The following is a 20,548-nucleotide window of genomic DNA, read 5'->3' as shown; positions in this document are numbered from 1 at the left end:
GCGCCTTTTTACTGTTCATTCATCGGGTCATCAGGCCCGGTCGACGGTAAATGCAATCACATCCGCCAGGCTTTCAGCCTGCAGCGCCAGCATCACCAGACGGTCCACGCCCAGCGCAACACCGGAGCAATCCGGCAGACCGGCTTTGAGTGCTTCCAGCAGGTTTACATCCACCGGTTGCTGCGGCAAACCGCGCGCGGCACGTTTGCGATTATCCTGCTCGAAACGCTGCTGCTGTTCGCGGGCATCGGTCAGCTCATGGAAACCGTTCGCCAGCTCAATGCCTTTGAAATAAACCTCAAAACGCTCAGCAACGCGGTGATCTTCGGTACTGATCTGCGCCAGCGCCGCCTGGCTTGCCGGAAAGTGATACACAAAAGCCGGACGATCTTTACCGATCTGCGGTTCCACGCCCATGGAGAACAGCAGTTGCAGCAACGTGTCCCGGTCTTCTTCCGTATCGGCGATATTGCTCAGATCAAGCTTCGCCGCCGCTTCACGCAGCTGGGTTTTATCAGCGGAGAGTGGGTCGATTTCCAGATAACGCTGGAAAGCCTGCTGGTAAGAGAGCGACTCCGCCGCCGGGCACTCCAGCACCTGTTGCAGCAAATCATCCACTTCATTCATCAGACGATACATGTCGTAGTGCGGGCGATACCACTCGAGCATGGTGAATTCAGGGTTGTGATGACGGCCCATCTCCTCGTTACGAAAACTTCTGCACAGCTGGAATACCGGGCCACATCCCGCAGCCAGCAGGCGTTTCATGTGATATTCCGGGCTGGTCATCAGATAAAGATTGAGCCCCTGAGAGTGGCCTGGGCCAACAAAACGGGTTTCGAACGGGAACAGGTGAATATCTGTCACCGTCGCCTGGCTCATACAGGGCGTTTCCACCTCAAGCACGCCGCGATCGGCAAAGAAACGGCGAATTTCCGCCATAATTGCCGCGCGTTTCAACAGGTTGGGGATGGATGCGCTCGGCTGCCAGGTTGCCGTCTCGCTCATGGTACTTTCTCCGATTTCAGACAAGGGCACGAAGTCTACCCGCATCGATCCGCAGAGACAAATTTTGCGCAAAATAATTTCATTAATGTCGTCTATAACTAGATGGATAAACATTTAATGGTGATATCAATCAAGATCGATGACATATCACCGCATAGAACAGCAAAAAAATCGAACGCATCAAATTTCCCCCGAATCTCTACGGTTATACTGCCCTTACCCAAAAAGGAGCAGTGGAACATATCCGCAACTACCTTGAGCGCTTCAGGCTTATCGTTGCGGAACAACAATAATCTGGAGGAATGTCGTGCATACCTTTCAAGCCGATATCGCTGTGATTGGCGCAGGCGGAGCGGGATTACGCACCGCGATCGCTGCGGCGCAAGCCCACCCCAACGCCAAAATCGCACTGATTTCAAAAGTCTATCCCATGCGCAGCCACACCGTTGCTGCGGAAGGCGGCTCTGCCGCCGTCGCCCAGGATCATGACAGCTTCGAGTACCATTTCCACGATACCGTTGCTGGCGGTGACTGGCTCTGCGAACAGGATGTCGTTGACTATTTTGTGCATCATTGCCCGACAGAGATGACCCAGCTTGAACAGTGGGGCTGTCCGTGGAGCCGCCGTCCTGATGGAACGGTCAATGTGCGCCGCTTCGGCGGGATGAAAATCGAACGTACCTGGTTCGCCGCCGATAAAACCGGCTTCCACATGCTGCATACCCTGTTCCAGACATCCCTTCAGTTCCCACAAATCCAACGTTTCGACGAGCATTTCGTACTGGATATCCTGGTCGATGACAACCATGCCCGCGGGCTGGTGGCCATGAATATGATGGAAGGTACGCTGGTGCAGATCCGCGCCAATGCGGTGGTGATGGCAACGGGCGGCGCGGGTCGCGTTTACCGTTACAACACCAACGGCGGCATTGTCACCGGCGACGGTATGGGCATGGCGCTGGCACACGGCGTGCCGCTGCGCGACATGGAGTTTGTGCAGTACCACCCGACCGGCCTGCCCGGCTCCGGCATTCTGATGACCGAAGGTTGCCGCGGTGAAGGTGGGATCCTCGTCAACAAGAACGGCTACCGCTATTTGCAGGATTACGGCATGGGCCCGGAAACCCCGCTCGGCGAGCCGAAAAACAAATATATGGAGCTTGGCCCGCGCGACAAAGTGTCGCAGGCGTTCTGGCACGAGTGGCGCAAAGGCAACACCATCTCCACACCGCGTGGCGATGTGGTACACCTCGATTTACGCCATCTCGGCGCGAAGAAAATCAACGAACGTTTGCCGTTTATCTGCGAGCTGGCGAAAGCCTATGTTGGCGTCGATCCGGTCAAAGAGCCGATTCCGGTACGTCCAACCGCGCACTACACCATGGGCGGTATCGAAACCGATCAAAACTGCGAATCCCGAATCAAGGGTCTGTTTGCCGTGGGTGAGTGCTCGTCTGTCGGCCTGCATGGCGCAAACCGTCTTGGCTCGAACTCGCTGGCGGAGCTGGTGGTGTTTGGTCGCCTTGCCGGTGAACGCGCTATGGAACGCGCCGCAACCGCAACCGAGGCCAATGACAGTGCGCTGAACGCACAAGCCGCCGACGTGGAAAAACGCCTGAAAGCGCTGGTGAACCAGGACGGCACTGAAAGCTGGGCGAAAATCCGCGATGAAATGGGTGAATCCATGGAAGAAGGTTGCGGCATCTACCGTACGCCGGAACTGATGCAGAAAACCGTGGATAAGCTGGCGGAGTTGCAGGAGCGCTTTAAACGCGTACGCATCACCGACACGTCCAGCGTCTTTAATACCGATGTCCTTTACACCATTGAACTTGGCCACGGCCTTAATGTCGCCGAATGTATGGCGCACTCCGCGCTGGCACGTAAAGAGTCTCGCGGTGCGCATCAGCGTCTGGATGAAGGCTGTACCGAGCGCGATGACGTTAACTTCCTCAAGCACACGCTGGCTTTCCGTGATGCCGATGGCGCAACCCGTCTGGAGTACAGCGACGTGAAGATCACCACGCTGCCGCCAGCAAAACGCGTCTACGGTGCTGAAGCTGAAGCGACCGAGAAGAAGGAGACGAACAATGGCTGAGATGAAGAATCTGAAAATCGAGATTGTCCGTTACAACCCGGAAGTGGACAACGCGCCGCACAGCGCTTTTTACGATGTGCCCTACGATGAAGCCACTTCGCTGCTCGATGCGCTGAACTATATCAAAGATAACCTCGCGCCGGACCTGAGCTATCGCTGGTCGTGCCGTATGGCGATTTGCGGCTCCTGCGGCATGATGGTTAACAAAGTGCCGAAACTCGCCTGCAAAACCTTTCTGCGCGATTACGAGAAAGGGCTGAAAGTCGAAGCGCTGGCTAACTTCCCGATCGAGCGCGATTTGGTGGTCGATATGACCCACTTTATCGAAAGCCTTGAAGCGATTAAGCCCTACATTATTGGTAACGCGCGCACGCCGGATCAGGGGCCTAACAAGCAAACCCCGGCGCAGATGGCGAAGTATCACCAGTTCTCCGGCTGTATCAACTGTGGTTTGTGTTATGCCGCTTGCCCGCAATTCGGTCTGAACCCGGAATTTATCGGCCCGGCAGCGATCACGCTGGCGCATCGCTATAACCTCGATAGCCGCGACAACGGTAAGAAAGAGCGCATGGGGCAACTCAACAGCCAGAACGGCGTGTGGAGCTGTACGTTTGTCGGTTACTGCTCGGAAGTCTGTCCGAAGCATGTCGATCCGGCCGCCGCTATTCAGCAGGGCAAGGTAGAAAGCTCGAAAGACTTTCTTATCGCCACCCTGAAACCACGCTAAGGAGTGCATTATGACGACTAAACGCAAAGCCTGGGTTCGTCCCATGCCATCAACCTGGTGGAAAACCCTGCCGTTTTATCGCTTCTATATGCTGCGTGAAGGAACGGCGGTCGCGGCGGTCTGGTTCAGCCTCGAACTGATCTTCGGTCTTTTTTCGCTGAAACATGGGCCGGAAAGCTGGGCAGGGTTTGTACATTTTCTGCAAAACCCGATTGTGCTGATCCTCAACCTGATCGCGCTGGCGGCGGCACTGCTGCACACCAAAACCTGGTTTGATCTGGCACCGAAAGCCCAGCTCATTATTGTTAAGGGCGAAAAAATGGGTCCAGAGCCGGTTATTAAAGGGCTTTGGGTGGTAACGGCAGTGGTCACCGTGGTGATCCTGTTTGTCGCACTGTTCTGGTAAGGAGGCCAACGTGATTAACCCGAATCCAAAACGTTCTGACGAACCCGTTTTCTGGGGATTATTTGGCGCTGGCGGTATGTGGGGCGCGATTGTCACACCGGTTATCGTGCTGTTGATTGGCGTGCTGCTGCCGCTGGGGTTCTACCCCGGCGACGCGCTCGGTTACGATCGCGTGCTGGCGTTTGCGCAAAGCTTTATTGGCCGCGTCTTTATCTTTTTGATGATTGTATTGCCGGTGTGGTGCGGTCTGCATCGTATCCACCACATGATGCATGATTTAAAAATCCATGTTCCCAGCGGTAAATGGGTGTTTTATGGTCTTGCGGCCATTCTCACCGTCGTTACCCTGATCGGTGTTTTATTTCTTTGATAGCAGTCGCTCTCCTGCGTAAGCAGGAGAGCAAATTTCCCGCCAGCGTCTATACCCTAAAGAAAAGATCTGGAAGGAAAATCTCATGCGCCTGATGCTTCTCATCATGACTGCTATCGCTGCGCTGTTCATCTCCGGCTGTAGTTCTCCCACTCCTCCTGACGGCGTGACCGTCGTGCAAGATTTCAATACGCAACGCTATCTGGGTAAATGGTACGAAATTGCCCGCTTTGACCACGCATTTGAACGCGGGCTGGAAAGGGTCACCGCCACGTATAGCCTGCGCGACGATGGCGGTTTGACGGTAGTGAATCGCGGTTACAACACGGAACGCGGCATGTGGCAGCAAGCCACCGGCACCGCGTATTTTACCGGTGACCCACGCACCGCTGCGCTGAAAGTCTCCTTTTTCGGCCCCTTCTATGGCGGCTATAACATCCTTGCACTGGACAAAGATTACCGCTACGCGCTGGTTTGCGGGCCGGACCGCGACTATCTCTGGATATTGTCCCGCACGCCCACCCTGCCGGCAGACGTAAAACAGCAGATGCTGGACATCGCGGCCCGACAGGGGTTTGCCGTGGACAAACTGCTATGGATTAACCAGCACCATTAATGGGCGCTCAGTTTCAATCCGATAATCCCGGCGACAATCAGACAGAGGCTGAGGATCCGCGCCACGCTTGCCGATTCGCCGAGCAGCACAATGCCGGCGACGGCGGCGCCGACTGCACCAATACCGGTCCAGATGGCGTATGCCGTTCCCACCGGCAATGTTTTCATTGCCCATGACAGCAGCACGACGCTTGCGACCATCGCCGTCACGGTAATCAGGCTTGGCATTAACCGGGTAAAACCGTGGGTATATTTCAGGCCGATAGCCCAAACCACTTCAAGAAGACCGGCAATAAGAAGAATTAACCAGGACATTTTTGGCTCCAGTGTGGGGCCGTCCCCATTGTGAATGAGCGCAAACGGGTCGTCCCGTTTGGCGTGTTAGAGAGGGAAATTTTGACGTTTTAGGCTCGTTATTTCAATATTTTTGTTCTTGCTCAATTTTAGGCGTTTTAAAGCGAGAAATAGCCACTGTTCGCAGCGGAATTCCGGCATTTATTCACCATATCTACCCCCTATGATAAATCCGCTCTCCTGAATTCAGGACGTTGTGCGACACTCTCTGACTGCGAAGAAAAATATGTTCAAGATTCTCGTGATTGACCGCTGTTACTTCACCCGCACAGGGATGGAATCCTGGCTCAATCAACCCGATTTGTTCCCCGCCTCCTTCCTGGTAACCGCGTTGCATAACTTGATGCTCGCCAAAGAACATATTGTGCAGTGGCAACCGGACCTGGTGATTGCCGACCTTCACGGATTCAAGAATGAAATACATCATATTCAACAGCTTGCGTCTTTTTTCTCTGTTTGTAGCGACCCCACGCAGGTGATGTTGTTAGAGTCTGGCGAAGATGCGCAACTGTCAGAATTTTGCGCGCAGTTTGCTATTCAGGCGACGCTGTTGAAAACAGAACCGCTGGAAAAACTGGCGAAAATTATCGACGCAATGGTGCTGGCGCGCCCGATCCGGGCGATACCGAAAATCGCCACTCCGCTGCTGACAAAGCAGGAAGAGAAAGTGCTGACGCTGTGGATGGAAGGGAATAATAACCAGGCGATTGCCAGTAATCTCAGCATTAACGGTAAGACCGTTTACACCTACAAGCGCAATATCAGAATGAAGCTGGGGATGGGAAACCGTTTTACACCGTTCTTATCACTGCCGGAAAACTCAAACTAACGGTACGGCAAGCGCCGTACCGACAGTGATTACTGTTGCGCTTTTGACGCCGCGCCAGAAATCGCGTTACCGCCATCGGAGATATCCTCTCCCACACCACGCGTGGTGTTACAGGCCGTCAGGACTGAGGAAAGAACCAGAACAGAAAAGATCGCAGCAATTGTCTTCTTAACCATAATATCTTCCTTTTGTAGCCAATATTGTTTGTGTATAGCCACTTAAGCATAGACAAAATCCGGGAAGGTTAGCGGAACGGAAGCATTTTTAGGAAGAGAGGAAGTTTTAGTTCGCTGCGCGGGAAATGACATGGCCCAGACTTTGGATGTCTTCGCCAACGCCACGGGCGGTATTGCAACCGGAAAGCAGTGCGCAACTGATAAGAAGTAGAGAGAAGAATTTCGTCAGACGTTTCATATCATCCCTGCCTGCAAAGTTCGACGGCGTAGCACGGCGCTACGCCGACGTCGTGAGGATTATTTCACGCGAGATACGTATTCGCCAGAGCGAGTATCTACTTTAATCACTTCACCAATCTGCACGAACAGCGGAACTTTAACCACTGCGCCAGTGCTCAGGGTAGCCGGTTTACCGCCGGTACCTGCGGTGTCACCTTTCAGACCTGGATCGGTTTCAATAACTTCCAGCTCAACGAAGTTCGGCGGGGTAACGGCGATCGGCTGGCCGTTCCACAGCGTTACGATGCACTCAGCCTGATCCAGCAGCCATTTTTCGCTGTCGCCAATCGCTTTTGCGTCAGCGGAAAGCTGTTCGAAGGTTTCGTTGTTCATGAAGTGCCAGAACTCACCATCGTTGTACAGGTAAGTCAGGTTCATATCGACAACGTCCGCGCCTTCTGCGGAATCAGTAGATTTGAAAGTTTTTTCTACACGCGTACCGGTCAGCAGACGACGCAGTTTAACGCGTGCGAAAGCCTGGCCTTTGCCTGGTTTAACGAATTCGCTGGCTTCAACCGCATAAGGTTCGCCGTCCATCATGATTTTAAGACCGGCACGAAAATCGTTGCTATAGTAAGTCGCCATAAGGCCCTCTGAAATTGTTAACTGGTAGCTAAGCCACAAAATGGCGCATATTGTAACCCTAAAAACCCCATCCAGAGAAGATTGGTTAATACAACTTGCCGATGTAATCACCGATCCGGATGAACTGTTACGTCTTCTAAAGATAGACACTGATGAAAATTTAATCGCTGGCGGGGCGGCAAAGCGCTTGTTCCCGCTACGCGTTCCCCGCGCATTCGCAGCGCGCATGCAGCCGGGAAATCCGCATGATCCTCTTCTTCGTCAGGTACTTACTTCACAGGAAGAGTTTATTGCCGCGCCAGGTTTCAGCACCGATCCGCTGGACGAACAGAGCAGTGTGGTACCCGGTTTATTGCACAAATACCGCAACCGAGCGCTGCTGCTGGTTAAAGGCGGCTGCGCGGTAAATTGTCGTTATTGCTTCCGTCGCCACTTTCCTTATGCCGATAACCAGGGCAACAAACGCAACTGGCAAGGCGCGCTGGACTATATTGCAGAGCACCCGGAACTGGATGAGATCATTTTTTCCGGCGGCGATCCGCTGATGGCAAAAGATCATGAGCTGGACTGGCTGCTTGCCCAACTGGAAGCAATCCCGCATATCAAACGCCTGCGCATTCACAGCCGTCTGCCGATTGTGATTCCGGCGCGGATCACCGATACGCTAAGCGCGCGTTTTGCCCGCTCATCGCTGCAAATTTTGCTGGTGAACCACATCAACCACGCCCAGGAAATCGGTGATGATTTTCGTCATGCCATGGCGCAACTGCGTCAGGCCAATGTCACGCTGCTGAACCAGAGCGTGTTGCTGCGCGGCGTGAATGATAATGCGCAAACGCTGGCGGATTTAAGTAATGCGTTGTTCGATGCGGGTGTAATGCCTTATTACCTGCATGTGCTGGATAAAGTGCAGGGTGCGGCGCACTTTATGGTCAGTGATGACGAGGCGCGCACGATTATGCGCGAACTGCTGACGCTGGTATCGGGTTATATGGTGCCGAAACTGGCGCGTGAGATTGGTGGGGAACCCAGTAAAACGCCGCTGGATTTGCAGCTTCGTCAGAGTTAAAAAAAAAACGGCTACGCGATGAGAGCAAACGTAGCCGCAAAACAGACGAGCCTACAGCGGCTCGTCGCTAAAACTTAAAAGGTTTCCCATCCATCATCTCCGCCACCCGCCACTGCCGGGCGCGGCTGTCTGACTGGCAACACGGAAGACCTCACGACAGCCGGTTGTTGACCAGGCAAACGGAAGACATCAACCAGCTGTTGCAGTTTGGTGGCTTGATCTTCGAGGCTACCGGCCGCCGCAGACGATTCCTGAACTAGCGCGGCGTTCTGCTGAGTAGTGGTATCCATCTCGGACATCGCCTGGGCAATCTGCGAAATGCCGCGGTTTTGTTCGTCGGACGCCGCGGCAATTTCCTGCATCAAATCTTTCACCTGCAGCACCGAGTTGACGATACCGCTCATGGTTTCGCCCGCCAGGTCAACCTGCCGTGAACCCTCTTCAACAAACGTGACTGATTCGCTGATCAACGCTTCAATCTCTTTTGCCGCCTGAGCACTACGCTGAGCTAATGAGCGCACCTCACCGGCCACCACGGCGAAACCTCGCCCTTGATCCCCGGCTCTTGCGGCTTCAACGGCCGCATTGAGCGCCAGAATGTTAGTCTGAAAAGCGATGCCGTTGATAACCGACGTAATTTCCGAAATACGTTTGGAACTATCCATAATATCTTTCATGCGGCTGACCGCAGCTCCGACGACGCTCCCGCCCTGAGAAGCGGTATCAGAGGCGGTAAGGGCTAGCTGGCTGGCCTGATGCGCGTTCTCTGCGTTCTGTTTTACCGTGGAGCTTAGCTCTTCCATACTGGCGGCGGTTTCAACCACAGCGGCGGATTGCTGCTCAGTACGGGCAGAGAGTTCGTTGTTGCCCAGCGCTATCTCATTCGCGGCAGTGTTCACCGAACCGGAAGCGGCACGCACCATGGCCAGCGATTCAGCCACTCGCTCAACAAGATTATTAAAGGCACTTACTGCCTGGCCGATTTCGTCCAGACGTCCGGTCGGTAACGCATGGCTGAGATCCAGTTTTTCGCTAATTGTGACCATGCCGTCTTTCATGCCGTTCAGGCGACGTTTGATATTCAGCACGGTGAACAATCCGAACAAACCCAGAATGAGGGTTGCGGCAATCGTCGCCGTTAAGGAGAGAATCATTGCCCGGGAAATTAAATTGTCGCTGTCCTGAACAGCCTTGGTCACTAATGATGAGTTGTACGCCACTTGCTCAGCAAAATCATTAATTAACAGCGCAATATTATCTGCGACAAACCCACCTTTCTGCATTGACTTAATAATGGCAACGCGGTCATTACTTTCTGAGACTTTAAAATACTGGTCCATTACAGAACGGAATTTTTCTAAATCACTTAATGTTTTATTAGATAAATCCTGATCATGTTGGTCAGAAACAAGATCTTTAAGGTAACCCTGGTGCATGGCGTAGAGTTCGTCATACAATTTTGTTGCATTCTGTTTTATTTCGGCCATCCCGGCGGGATCGTCCGTCAGACCATGTAAAAAGAGCTGCCCGCGAACTTTTAAGATCTGCAGTGTCTCTTTATTCATTGCATCCAGGCTGGGTAAGGTGTTTTCCTGAAAGTAATTTTGTGACTCACCAATTTTAGACAGTGAAATTATAGCGATAACATTAGTGCCGATGAGGCTTAAGATCAGTAATGAGAAAGCAAGTAACAATCTCTTTGTAATATTCATTCGTAACTCCCGACACCATCATGCATAAAATATATTGTTAGATTATACAGTCCCTCGTTTTTTGTCCTGAGGTAGGTATCGGCAAGTCGTAATATTACTTTAGTCGCCAACGCATTTCTTAGAGAAAAATTTATCCAAAGCTGTGAATATAATCACACTAGATAAATCTTAAGAAAACTTAATATTCAGGAAGATAGCAAGGTTAATTAGCAGAGGAATTATATTCACGCTTATTCATACTTAAATAATTAGAAGCAACCTGTTAAAAATAAAAGAGAGGTTATTTTAAATAGTTGCGCCCCGCCATTACTGGCGGGGCGCTATTAAATATCTCAGTTCGGGCATTTATACACTTGCGCATTCATTTCGCTGGCAGTCGGCACGAAGCTGGATAAGAAGCCTTGCGTCGGGCTTGAGACGCTGTACAACACGTTACCGCCCATGGCTGCAGCCTGGTTACGCAATGCATTCGCTGCGCCGCGCAGCGAGCCGCCTTCCTCACCATGCTGACCTGAGAGCCAGTTGCTCTGCGAACCCGTGGCGGTACCGAGGTACTGGCAGGTTGCCGCCGGTTTCTCCTCGACAAAGCGAACGTTCTGCCCGCCGGCGGTCAATTCATTATTGCTGCTACACCCTGCCAGCAACAGCGAGGCGCCAATAATCCCTGCTAAATGTTTTACGTACATGTTATTCCCCATAATCAATGAGCTGGACGCATGTCGCCCGTGTGTAAACCTTATACTAAAAAGATGACCAAAAGAAAAATGCCGCCATCTCAGGCCGCACAAATTGGGGAAAATAATGAAAAAAGATACGGTGCGAAGTATAGAAATCCGACGTCATAGAAAGCGGCAGTGATTACGCTGCGAAAAGGCGTACCAACGTCTTAAAAAGATGCCGCCGCCAGTCGCGTTTAACGCCAAAACAATAAGACAGAGCCACGACCTGATAATTAGCGCACCCGCAGAAGATGGTTTTCAGTTAACAAAAAAAGAGCGGGCCGAAGCCCGCTCTTTTTCGTTGAACTCGCGCCAGGTCGCCCTGAACGCGCGTCCGGCAGCGATTACATCATGCCGCCCATACCGCCCATGCCGCCCATACCACCAGCAGCACCTAAGTCCGGCGCATCGCCTTTCGGCAGGTCAGTCACCATGCACTCGGTGGTGATCATCAGGCCAGCTACAGAGGCCGCGTACTGCAGAGCAGAACGGGTCACTTTAGTCGGATCCAGGATACCCATGTCGATCATGTTGCCGTACTCTTCGGTAGCCGCGTTGTAACCGTAGTTACCGTCGCCTGCTTTCACAGAGTTAGCCACAACAGACGGCTCTTCACCGCAGTTCAGCACGATCTGACGCAGCGGAGCTTCCATTGCGCGCAGCGCAACTTTGATACCCACGTTCTGGTCTTCGTTCTGGCCTTTCAGCTCGGCAAGTTTGCTTGCTACGCGGATCAGCGCAACGCCGCCGCCAGCCACAACGCCTTCTTCAACGGCAGCACGGGTCGCGTGCAGCGCATCTTCAACGCGGGCTTTTTTCTCTTTCATTTCAACTTCAGTTGCTGCGCCAACTTTGATAACGGCAACGCCGCCAGCCAGTTTCGCTACGCGCTCCTGCAGTTTTTCACGGTCGTAATCGGAAGTGGCTTCTTCGATCTGCTGACGAATCTGAGTCACACGACCCTGAATTGCCGCTTCTTCGCCCACGCCATCGATGATGGTGGTGGTGTCTTTGTTGATCACAACACGTTTAGCCTGGCCCAGATCTTCCAGGGTCGCTTTTTCCAGTTCCATACCGATTTCTTCAGAAATCACGGTACCACCGGTCAGGGTAGCGATGTCCTGCAGCATGGCTTTACGACGGTCGCCGAAGCCAGGCGCTTTAACGGCAGCCACTTTCACGATGCCGCGCATGGTGTTCACCACCAGCGTTGCCAGCGCTTCGCCTTCAACGTCTTCAGCGATGATCAGCAGCGGTTTGCCTGCTTTCGCAACGGCTTCCAGAACCGGCAGCATTTCGCGGATGTTGGAAACTTTTTTATCAGCCAGCAGGATGAACGGGCTTTCCAGTTCTACTGCGCCAGTTTCCGGCTTGTTGATGAAGTAAGGAGAGAGGTAGCCGCGGTCAAACTGCATACCTTCAACCACGTCCAGTTCGTCCTGCAGACCGGTACCGTCTTCAACGGTGATCACGCCTTCTTTACCGACTTTATCCATCGCTTCAGCGATCAGTTTACCTACGGTTTCGTCGGAGTTAGCGGAGATAGTACCAACCTGCGCAATCGCTTTAGAGTCAGAGCACGGTACAGACAGGGCTTTCAGCTCTTCGACCGCAGCAGAGACAGCTTTGTCGATACCACGTTTCAGATCCATCGGGTTCATGCCCGCAGCAACAGCTTTCAGGCCTTCAGTGATGATGGACTGCGCCAGTACGGTTGCAGTGGTGGTACCGTCGCCCGCAGCGTCGTTCGCTTTGGAAGCCACTTCTTTCACCATCTGCGCACCCATGTTTTCGAACTTATCTTCCAGTTCGATTTCACGTGCTACGGAAACACCATCTTTGGTGATGGTCGGTGCACCGAAAGATTTATCCAGAACCACATTACGGCCTTTCGGACCGAGGGTAACTTTCACTGCATCTGCCAGAACATTCACGCCGCGCAGCATTTTTACACGAGCGTCATTACCGAATTTTACGTCTTTAGCTGCCATTTTCTTTATTCCTTAAATTCGTTCAGGTTCGTTCGCGCGCGCTGTTACGCTTCCACAATTGCCAGAATGTCGCTTTCGGACATGATCAACACTTCTACGTTGTCGATCTTCTCAGCTTTCACACCGTAACCATCGTTGAAAATCACGATATCACCCACTTTCACGTCCAGCGGTTGCACAGTACCGTTTTCCAGGATGCGGCCCTTACCGACAGCGATGATTTCGCCACGAGTTGATTTGCCTGCCGCAGAACCGGTCAGAACGATACCGCCAGCAGATTTAGACTCAACTTCTTTACGTTTGACGATCACACGATCATGTAACGGACGAATACTCATTGATAGCTCTCCTTTGAGAAAGTCTTTATCAGTTATGGATGACGCCGGGCCACAAACGGTTATCCGGCTGGTGACCTGAGAGATGGGGTTGGCTTTTTCCCCCTTCAAGGGGGAACAGCAAAAAAAATTTGCGAAAATTTATCCGTAGATAAACCACCATTGCTGGCAGGGGCTGCGGCAGCCATCAGCAAAACTGATTGTGATAACATCGACGCTCCTGACGATAAGCAGACAAAAGACAATGAGCGGACTAAAACAAGAGCTGGGGTTGGCTCAGGGCATTGGGTTACTTTCCACCTCTTTATTGGGCACCGGCGTGTTCGCCGTTCCGGCGCTGGCCGCACTGGCGGCGGGTAACAGCAGCCTGTGGGCATGGCCATTACTGATCGTGCTCGTCTTCCCGGTCGCCATTGTTTTTGCCGCGCTGGGCCGCCACTTTCCCAGCGCGGGCGGCGTAGCGTATTTCGTCGGTATGGCCTTCGGCCCGTGTCTTGAACGCGTAACGGGCTGGTTGTTTCTCTCTGTTATCCCGGTTGGATTGCCCGCCGCGCTGCACATTGCTGCGGGTTTCTGGCAAGGCATGTTTGGCTGGCAGGGGCCGCAATTGTTGATGACTGAGTTGGGTACGCTGGCGCTGATTTGGCTGCTGGGTACTCGAGGCGCGGGTTCCAGCGCGAACCTGCAATCGATTATCGCCGGGCTGATTGTGGCGTTAATTGTGGCGATCTGGTGGCGCGGCGGCATAAGTTTCAGCGACATCCCTTTTCCACCAATCTCAGAAGTGCACGTTTCGGCGATGTCGGCTTCGCTGGCGGTGATGTTCTGGTGTTTCGTCGGGCTTGAAGCCTTCGCCCATCTGGCCTCTGAATTCAAAAACCCCGAGCGGGATTTCCCGCGCGCACTGATGATTGGCCTGCTGCTGGCTGGCTCGGTTTACTGGGCCTGTACCGTTGTGGTGCTGCACTTCGATGTCTGGCGAACTCAGGGCGCAGCGGCGTCGCTGCCGGTGATTGTCGTTGAGTTGTTTGGTAAACACGCGCTGTGGATTGCCTGCATTATTGGTTATCTGGCCTGTTTCGCCAGCCTGAATATCTATATCCAGAGTTTTGCCCGGCTGGTATGGTCGCAGGCGGCATACAAGCCGGATAGCGCACTGGCGAAGCTCTCCAGACGCCAGTTGCCCTTAAATGCGCTGAACGCGGTAATTATCTGCTGCATGTTCTGCACCCTCGCGATTTACGCCTTCAGCGTGAATCTTGATACGCTGATCATCTACGCGAACGGCATTTTCATCATGATTTATCTGCTGTGCATGCTGGCGGGCTGTCGCTTGTTGAAAGGACGCTTTAAGGCGCTGGCGGTACTCGGCAGCGCGCTATGTTTGCTGCTGTTGGTGATCCCCGGCTGGAAGAGTCTTTACGCGGTGTTCATGCTGTTCGCATTGTGGTTGCTGCTGCCAAAGCGCCGCACAACCTCCATTCATTCCACTCAGTCATAAAAAGAAGCCCGGCATTGCCGGGCGTCAGAAATTAGCGATCGTCTTTGTTATCCAGACGATCGCGCGGATTGTCTTTGCGCTGATATTCGCCCTCAAATGTCTGCCCGTCAGCACCGCCCGCGCTAAACCCGCCGCCCGGCATCCGCGAAAATCGTAAATGCGGCATCAGTTTCAGCGTCAGGTGTTTTTGCACCGGCGGCAACAGCAACAGCAGGCCAAGGAAGTCGGTAAAGAATCCCGGCAGTACCAGCAACAAGCCAGCGATAATCAGCGAAACGCTTTTGATCATCTCCGCCGCCGGGCTTTCGCCCGCCGCCATCTTCTGCTGCATCAGCAAAAAGTTCTTAAATCCCTGGTTGCGCACCAGCGACATGCCAATCACCGAAGTGAAGATCACCAGAATCAGTGTCATCAGCACGCCAAAAACATGCGCGACCTGAATAAAGATCGAGATCTCGATGTAAACGTATAAAAAGACTGCAATAAACGGTATCCAGCGCACTGGCTTCTCCTGTCAATGAACAGCCGCGTCAGAGCGTCTGTCGAAATGGGTTTGCAAATCGCATCCTGATCAGATGGTGGCAAATGCGGAAAATTCAATTTCGCGGCGGTTGTAAATTTTTGTCTGTTACGAAGCGGTGACTTATTTCACATATTATTAATTATGATGCATTGACGGGGATAATAAGTGATCCCGATTACGGCATTTCCTTTCCTTCAGCATATAATTTCAGTCATCCGGCCGATTAAGGGGATAATCGTCGGTCGAAAAAGACACATAACCACATTAATTTTGTGTGTTTGGTGTATTCATTCGTAGCTTGAAAAAGAAGGTTCACATGTTAAACAACATTCGTATCGAAGAAGACTTGTTAGGTACCAGGGAAGTGCCAGCGGATGCCTACTACGGCGTGCATACTCTGAGAGCGATTGAAAACTTTTATATCAGCAACAGCAAAATCAGCGACATTCCTGAGTTTGTCCGTGGCATGGTGATGGTGAAAAAGGCGGCAGCGCTGGCGAACAAAGAGCTGCAAACCATCCCGAAAAGTATCGCCAACGCTATCGTTGCCGCATGTGATGAGGTCCTCAACAATGGCAAATGCATGGACCAGTTCCCGGTAGACGTCTATCAGGGCGGCGCGGGCACCTCTGTGAACATGAACACCAACGAAGTGCTGGCGAACATCGGTCTTGAGCTGATGGGCCATCAGAAAGGTGAATACCAGTTCCTCAACCCGAACGATCATGTTAACAAATGCCAGTCCACCAACGACGCCTACCCGACCGGGTTCCGCATCGCGGTGTACGCCTCCATCGTCAAACTGGTTGATGCCATCAAACAGCTCGGCGAAGGCTTCGAAAACAAAGCCGTGGAGTTCAAGGATATCCTGAAAATGGGCCGCACCCAGTTGCAGGACGCGGTGCCGATGACCCTCGGTCAGGAGTTCCACGCTTTCAACGTGCTGCTGAATGAAGAAACCAAAAACCTGCTGCGTACCGCCGAACTGCTGCTGGAAGTGAACCTTGGTGCAACGGCAATCGGTACGCGCCTCAACACCCCGGACGGCTATCAACAACTGGCCGTGCAAAAACTGGCGGAAGTGAGCAATCTGCCGGTGGTTCCGGCGGAAGACCTGATTGAAGCGACCTCCGACTGCGGCGCCTACGTGATGGTGCACAGCTCGCTGAAACGCCTGGCGGTAAAACTTTCTAAAATCTGTAACGACTTGCGCCTGCTCTCCTCCGGGCCGCGCGCTGGGCTGAATGAGATCAACCTGCCGGAGTTGCAGGCGGGCTCGTCCATCATGCCAGCAAAAGTGAACCCAGTGGTGCCGGAAGTGGTGAACCAGGTGTGCTTTAAAGTGATCGGCAACGACACCACCGTCACCATGGCTTCCGAAGCGGGCCAGTTGCAGTTGAACGTGATGGAACCGGTGATTGGCCAGGCCATGTTTGAGTCGGTGCATATTCTGACCAACGCCTGCTACAACCTGCTGGAAAAATGCATCAACGGCATTACCGCCAACAAAGCAGTGTGCGAAGGCTATGTCTATAACTCCATCGGCATCGTCACCTACCTCAACCCGTTCATCGGCCACCACAACGGCGACATCGTTGGCAAAATTTGCGCCGAAACCGGTAAGAGCGTACGTGAAGTGGTGCTGGAGCGCGGCCTGCTGACGGAAGCGGAGCTGGACGACATCTTCTCGGCGCAAAACCTGATGCACCCGGCTTATAAAGCGAAGCGTTATACCGATGAAAGCGAACAGTAATTCCGACGGTTAGAAAGACAAAAGGCACGTCCTGAGCGACGTGCCTTTTTCTTTTGGATGGTTACTAAACTATAACAATTCGATATCACTTAGTTAAACAAGGAAGCCAACTATGTTTGCTGCAGAGCTTGTCCTCGTCCTGATTGCTATCTACCTTGGCGCCAGATTAGGCAGCATCGGCATTGGTTTTGCCGGTGGCCTTGGTGTACTGGTTCTCACCCTGTTCTTTCAAATCAAACCCGGGGCAATTCCCTTTGATGTCATAGAAATTATTATGGCGGTCATCGCCGCTATCGCCGCCATGCAGGTAGCGGGCGGGATGGATTATCTGGTGAGCCTGGCGGAAAAAATGCTGCGCCGCCATCCGAAGTACATCACCTTTCTCGCGCCGCTGGTCACCTGGTTTATGACCATTCTCGCCGGTACCGGGCACACCGCGTTTTCCACGCTGCCGGTAATTACCGAAGTGGCGAAAGAGCAAGGTATTCGCCCGTCGCGTCCGCTGTCGATTGCTGTCGTCGCCTCGCAAATTGCGATTACCGCGTCGCCCATCTCTGCGGCAGTAGTCTTTTTTGCTGGCATCCTTGAACCACTTGGCGTGAGCTATCTGACGCTGTTGGCAATTTGTATTCCGGTGACGCTGATTGCGGTCATGTTGACGGCGGTGGTCTGTAACTTCCTCGGTTGCGAGCTGAAAGATGATCCGGTCTATCAGGAACGTCTGGCGAAAGGCGAAGTGAAGCTGCGCGGCAGCCAGGTTTTTACCATGAAGCCGCATGCCAAACGCTCGGTATTGCTGTTCCTGATTGGTATTGTCGCCGTGATGCTCTACGCCACCGCCATCAGCCCGACCGTTGGCTTAATCACCAACCCGGTGCTGCCGCGTAACGAAGCGATCGTGGTGTTTATGCTGACCATCGCCACGCTGATTTGCCTGACCTGCAAAATCGACACCGGCGAAATCCTGAATGCCAGCACTTTTAAATCTGGTATGAGCGCCTGTATTTGTGTGCTCGGCGTGGCGTGGCTCGGCGATACCTTCGTGAAACACCATATCGAAGATATCCAGACGGTGGCGGGCGATCTGCTGCACAGCTACCCGTGGCTGCTGGCGGTGGTGCTGTTCTTCGCCGCAACGCTGCTCTATTCGCAAGCCGCGACCACCAAAGCGCTGATGCCTGCTGCGCTGCTGCTCGGCGTCACCCCGCTGACGGCAATTGCGTCGTTTGCCGCCGTTTCCGCGCTGTTTGTGCTGCCAACGTACCCAACTCTGCTGGCGGCGGTCGAAATGGATGACACCGGCTCAACGCGCATCGGCAAGTTTGTTTTTAACCACGCGTTCCTCGTTCCCGGCGTGATCGCCATTGCCCTGTGCGTCATGCTGGGCTTTATCTTCGGCGGTATCTTGTTGTAAAGGTCTTAAAATCGGGTCGCCCGGCGGCCCGATCCTCTCACTTCGCGTGGTATAGTCGTGGCTTTCGCTCTTACGAGGTTGACGATGAACACGCCTGACGCCGTTGTTGTACTCTGCACCGCCCCGGATGAAGCCACCGCCCAGGATCTGGCGGCCAAAGTGCTGGCAGATAAGCTCGCTGCCTGTGTCACCATTTTGCCGGGTGCGACCTCGCTCTATTACTGGGAAGGCAAACTCGAGCAAGAGTATGAAGTGCAACTGCTGCTTAAAACCGATGTCGCACATCTGGAAGACCTCTTCGCCAGCATCAAAGCGCACCATCCATATCAAACCCCGGAATTACTGGCTTTACCCGTCACCCACGGAGATTACGATTACCTCTCATGGCTCAACGCATCTTTACGCTGATCCTGCTGCTGTGCAGCACCACCGCTTTTGCGGGCTTATTCGACGCGCCCGGTCGCTCCAGTTTTGTGCCCGCCGACCAGGCGTTTATCTTTGATTTTCAGCAGCATCAGCATGACTTAACGCTCAACTGGCAGGTTAAAGAGGGTTACTACCTTTATCGCCAGCAAATTCACGTCACCCCGGCGCAAGCAACTATTGGCGCGTTAACGCTGCCAAAAGGGGAGATGCATGAAGATGAGTTCTACGGCAAAACGGAAATCTACCGCCAGCGCCTGAACCTGCCGCTCGATATCAACGCGGCGGCAAAAGGCGCAACACTGACCGTCACTTACCAAGGCTGCGCCGATGCCGGCTTCTGTTACCCGCCGGAAACCAAAGTGGTGCCGTTGATGGAAGTCGCGGCGGCAACGACACCGGCACCGGTAAATGCACCGCCAGGCGCAACGCAGGACACCACGGAAAATCAGCTTCCCTTCTCTGCACTGTGGGCGCTGTTGATCGGTATTGGTATCGCCTTTACGCCCTGTGTGCTGCCAATGTACCCGCTGATTTCCGGCATTGTGCTTGGCGGGAGACAGCGCCTTGCCACGCCGCGCGCGCTGCTGCTGGCGTTTATCTACGTGCAAGGAATGGCGCTCACCTATACGGCGCTGGGGCTGGTGGTCGCAGCGGCAGGGTTATCATTCCAGGCGGCGCTGCAACACCCGTATGTGCTGATTGGCTTGTCGGTGCTGTTCACGCTGCTGGCGCTGTCGATGTTCGGCCTGTTTACCTTACAGCTTCCTTCTGCACTGCAGACCCGCTTAACCCTGTGGAGCAACCGCCAGCAGGGTGGCTCCGTGGGCGGGGTGTTTGCCATGGGCGCGATAGCCGGGCTGATTTGCTCGCCCTGCACCACCGCGCCGTTAAGCGCCATCCTGCTCTATATTGCGCAAAGCGGTAACCTGTGGCTCGGCGGCGGTACGCTCTATCTTTACGCGCTGGGTATGGGCCTGCCGCTGATCCTCGTGACGGTGTTCGGTAACCGGCTGCTACCCAAAAGCGGGCCGTGGATGGAGCAGGTCAAAACCGCTTTTGGCTTTGTGATCCTCGCCCTGCCGATCTTTCTGCTGGAGCGCGTGCTCGGTGAAACCTGGGGGCTGCGGCTGTGGTCGCTGCTCGGCGTGGCGTTTTTCGGCTGGGCATTTATCACCAGTCTGGGTGCGAAGCATGCGTTTGTCCGCGTGCTGCAAATCGCCCTGCTCAGCGCGTCGCTGATCTGTGCGCGTCCGTTACAGGATTGGGCGTTTGGCACCCCCGCCGCGCAGACACACTCGCCGCTGGCCTTCACGTCCATTTCCACCGTCGACGATCTGAACCAGGCGCTGGCGCAGGCCAATGGCCGCCCGGTGATGCTGGATCTCTATGCCGACTGGTGCGTGGCGTGCAAAGAGTTTGAGAAGTACACCTTTAGCGACGCCCGCGTACAGGCGGCGCTGAAAGATACCGTGTTATTGCAGGCCAACGTAACGGCCAACAACGCGCAGGACGCTGCGCTGCTGCGCCAGCTCAATGTGCTGGGTCTGCCGACGATCCTGTTTTTCGACGCGCAAGGCCGTGAGCAACCGGCAGCCCGGGTGACCGGGTTTATGGACGCCGCCGCGTTCGCCGCGCATTTGCGCAATCGCGCCCCGTAA

General features: G+C 53.8%; 22 protein-coding genes. 12 read left to right on the top strand and 10 right to left on the bottom strand.

Annotated features, from left to right (window positions below):
• Window positions 1-30 precede the first annotated feature (30 nt).
• On the bottom strand, window positions 31-1,008 hold the full coding sequence (epmA, locus tag O3S68_RS20845; protein ID WP_020456220.1) for an elongation factor P--(R)-beta-lysine ligase: 978 nt from the start codon (window positions 1,006-1,008) through the stop codon (window positions 31-33).
• A 307-nt stretch (window positions 1,009-1,315) separates the two neighbouring features.
• On the opposite strand from epmA, the gene frdA reads away from it, so the two are divergent.
• From frdA to blc, 5 genes are all read left to right on the top strand, one after another.
• A complete protein-coding gene (gene frdA, locus O3S68_RS20840) occupies window positions 1,316-3,106 on the top strand; it encodes a fumarate reductase (quinol) flavoprotein subunit (RefSeq protein ID WP_020456219.1) in 1,791 nt (596 codons plus the stop codon).
• Window positions 3,099-3,833, top strand: coding sequence for a succinate dehydrogenase/fumarate reductase iron-sulfur subunit (locus O3S68_RS20835; RefSeq protein ID WP_020456218.1), 735 nt, complete (start codon window positions 3,099-3,101; stop codon window positions 3,831-3,833). Before frdA ends, O3S68_RS20835 begins: the two co-directional genes overlap by 8 nt.
• Before the next feature lie 10 nt (window positions 3,834-3,843).
• Complete coding sequence (frdC, locus tag O3S68_RS20830) at window positions 3,844-4,239, top strand: fumarate reductase subunit FrdC (protein ID WP_020456217.1); 396 nt, start codon at window positions 3,844-3,846, stop codon at window positions 4,237-4,239.
• A 10-nt stretch (window positions 4,240-4,249) separates the two neighbouring features.
• The gene (frdD, locus tag O3S68_RS20825; RefSeq protein ID WP_017459187.1) at window positions 4,250-4,609 is read left to right on the top strand and encodes a fumarate reductase subunit FrdD; all 360 of its coding nucleotides are present in this window, start codon (window positions 4,250-4,252) and stop codon (window positions 4,607-4,609) included.
• Between the two features lie 85 nt (window positions 4,610-4,694).
• Entirely contained in the window at window positions 4,695-5,225 is a 531-nt protein-coding gene (gene blc / locus O3S68_RS20820) for an outer membrane lipoprotein Blc (protein WP_269232382.1), read from the top strand.
• Here the strand turns inward: blc and sugE are convergent.
• Window positions 5,222-5,539, bottom strand: coding sequence for a quaternary ammonium compound efflux SMR transporter SugE (gene sugE, locus O3S68_RS20815; protein ID WP_020456215.1), 318 nt, complete (start codon window positions 5,537-5,539; stop codon window positions 5,222-5,224). The two genes, blc and sugE, sit on opposite strands and share 4 nt — an antisense overlap.
• A gap of 265 nt (window positions 5,540-5,804) precedes the next feature.
• Here sugE and O3S68_RS20810 point away from each other — a divergent pair, with 265 nt between their 5' ends.
• Window positions 5,805-6,407 (top strand): helix-turn-helix transcriptional regulator, encoded by a 603-nt coding sequence (locus O3S68_RS20810; protein WP_020456214.1) that lies wholly within the window; start codon window positions 5,805-5,807, stop codon window positions 6,405-6,407.
• Window positions 6,408-6,436: 29 nt separating this feature from the next.
• Here O3S68_RS20810 and ecnB read toward each other — a convergent pair whose 3' ends face one another.
• The 3 genes from ecnB to efp form a co-directional block, all read right to left on the bottom strand.
• Window positions 6,437-6,583 carry a lipoprotein toxin entericidin B gene (gene ecnB / locus O3S68_RS20805; protein ID WP_020456213.1) on the bottom strand — a complete coding sequence of 49 codons (147 nt, stop codon included), beginning with the start codon at window positions 6,581-6,583 and terminating at the stop codon, window positions 6,437-6,439.
• Window positions 6,584-6,689: 106 nt separating this feature from the next.
• Window positions 6,690-6,821, bottom strand: a complete 132-nt coding sequence (locus O3S68_RS20800; RefSeq protein ID WP_071925253.1) for an entericidin A/B family lipoprotein — start codon at window positions 6,819-6,821, stop codon at window positions 6,690-6,692.
• Between the two features lie 59 nt (window positions 6,822-6,880).
• A complete protein-coding gene (gene efp, locus O3S68_RS20795) occupies window positions 6,881-7,447 on the bottom strand; it encodes an elongation factor P (protein WP_017459193.1) in 567 nt (188 codons plus the stop codon).
• 40 nt (window positions 7,448-7,487) lie between these two features.
• Here efp and epmB point away from each other — a divergent pair, with 40 nt between their 5' ends.
• On the top strand, window positions 7,488-8,516 hold the full coding sequence (gene epmB / locus O3S68_RS20790; protein ID WP_269232381.1) for an EF-P beta-lysylation protein EpmB: 1,029 nt from the start codon (window positions 7,488-7,490) through the stop codon (window positions 8,514-8,516).
• Window positions 8,517-8,590: 74 nt separating this feature from the next.
• On the opposite strand, the gene O3S68_RS20785 is transcribed toward epmB, so the two are convergent.
• The 4 genes from O3S68_RS20785 to O3S68_RS20770 all read right to left on the bottom strand — a co-directional run bounded on the left by O3S68_RS20785 (window position 8,591) and on the right by O3S68_RS20770 (window position 13,276).
• On the bottom strand, window positions 8,591-10,228 hold the full coding sequence (locus O3S68_RS20785) for a methyl-accepting chemotaxis protein (protein WP_045514347.1): 1,638 nt from the start codon (window positions 10,226-10,228) through the stop codon (window positions 8,591-8,593).
• A 332-nt stretch (window positions 10,229-10,560) separates the two neighbouring features.
• Window positions 10,561-10,914, bottom strand: coding sequence for a DUF4156 domain-containing protein (locus O3S68_RS20780; RefSeq protein ID WP_020456210.1), 354 nt, complete (start codon window positions 10,912-10,914; stop codon window positions 10,561-10,563).
• Window positions 10,915-11,291: 377 nt separating this feature from the next.
• Window positions 11,292-12,938 (bottom strand): chaperonin GroEL, encoded by a 1,647-nt coding sequence (gene groL, locus O3S68_RS20775; protein WP_020456209.1) that lies wholly within the window; start codon window positions 12,936-12,938, stop codon window positions 11,292-11,294.
• 44 nt (window positions 12,939-12,982) lie between these two features.
• Window positions 12,983-13,276 (bottom strand): co-chaperone GroES, encoded by a 294-nt coding sequence (locus tag O3S68_RS20770; RefSeq protein ID WP_269232380.1) that lies wholly within the window; start codon window positions 13,274-13,276, stop codon window positions 12,983-12,985.
• A 241-nt stretch (window positions 13,277-13,517) separates the two neighbouring features.
• Here O3S68_RS20770 and yjeH point away from each other — a divergent pair, with 241 nt between their 5' ends.
• On the top strand, window positions 13,518-14,774 hold the full coding sequence (gene yjeH / locus O3S68_RS20765; protein WP_269232379.1) for an L-methionine/branched-chain amino acid transporter: 1,257 nt from the start codon (window positions 13,518-13,520) through the stop codon (window positions 14,772-14,774).
• 31 nt (window positions 14,775-14,805) lie between these two features.
• Here yjeH and O3S68_RS20760 read toward each other — a convergent pair whose 3' ends face one another.
• On the bottom strand, window positions 14,806-15,276 hold the full coding sequence (locus tag O3S68_RS20760; RefSeq protein ID WP_269232378.1) for an FxsA family protein: 471 nt from the start codon (window positions 15,274-15,276) through the stop codon (window positions 14,806-14,808).
• 337 nt (window positions 15,277-15,613) lie between these two features.
• Here O3S68_RS20760 and aspA point away from each other — a divergent pair, with 337 nt between their 5' ends.
• The 4 genes from aspA to O3S68_RS20740 all read left to right on the top strand — a co-directional run bounded on the left by aspA (window position 15,614) and on the right by O3S68_RS20740 (window position 20,548).
• Entirely contained in the window at window positions 15,614-17,050 is a 1,437-nt protein-coding gene (gene aspA / locus O3S68_RS20755) for an aspartate ammonia-lyase (protein WP_020456206.1), read from the top strand.
• A 112-nt stretch (window positions 17,051-17,162) separates the two neighbouring features.
• A complete protein-coding gene (locus O3S68_RS20750) occupies window positions 17,163-18,464 on the top strand; it encodes an anaerobic C4-dicarboxylate transporter (RefSeq protein WP_269232377.1) in 1,302 nt (433 codons plus the stop codon).
• 84 nt (window positions 18,465-18,548) lie between these two features.
• Entirely contained in the window at window positions 18,549-18,872 is a 324-nt protein-coding gene (gene cutA, locus O3S68_RS20745) for a divalent cation tolerance protein CutA (RefSeq protein ID WP_017459202.1), read from the top strand.
• Window positions 18,848-20,548, top strand: a complete 1,701-nt coding sequence (locus O3S68_RS20740) for a protein-disulfide reductase DsbD (RefSeq protein ID WP_269232376.1) — start codon at window positions 18,848-18,850, stop codon at window positions 20,546-20,548. The genes cutA and O3S68_RS20740 overlap by 25 nt, the downstream gene beginning before the upstream one ends.

The sequence above is a fragment of the Kosakonia sp. SOY2 genome (assembly GCF_027109175.1).
GTDB lineage: Bacteria > Pseudomonadota > Gammaproteobacteria > Enterobacterales > Enterobacteriaceae > Kosakonia.
Note: the sequence above shows the minus strand (reverse complement) of the source record. Positions and strands in the feature narration are given on the sequence as shown.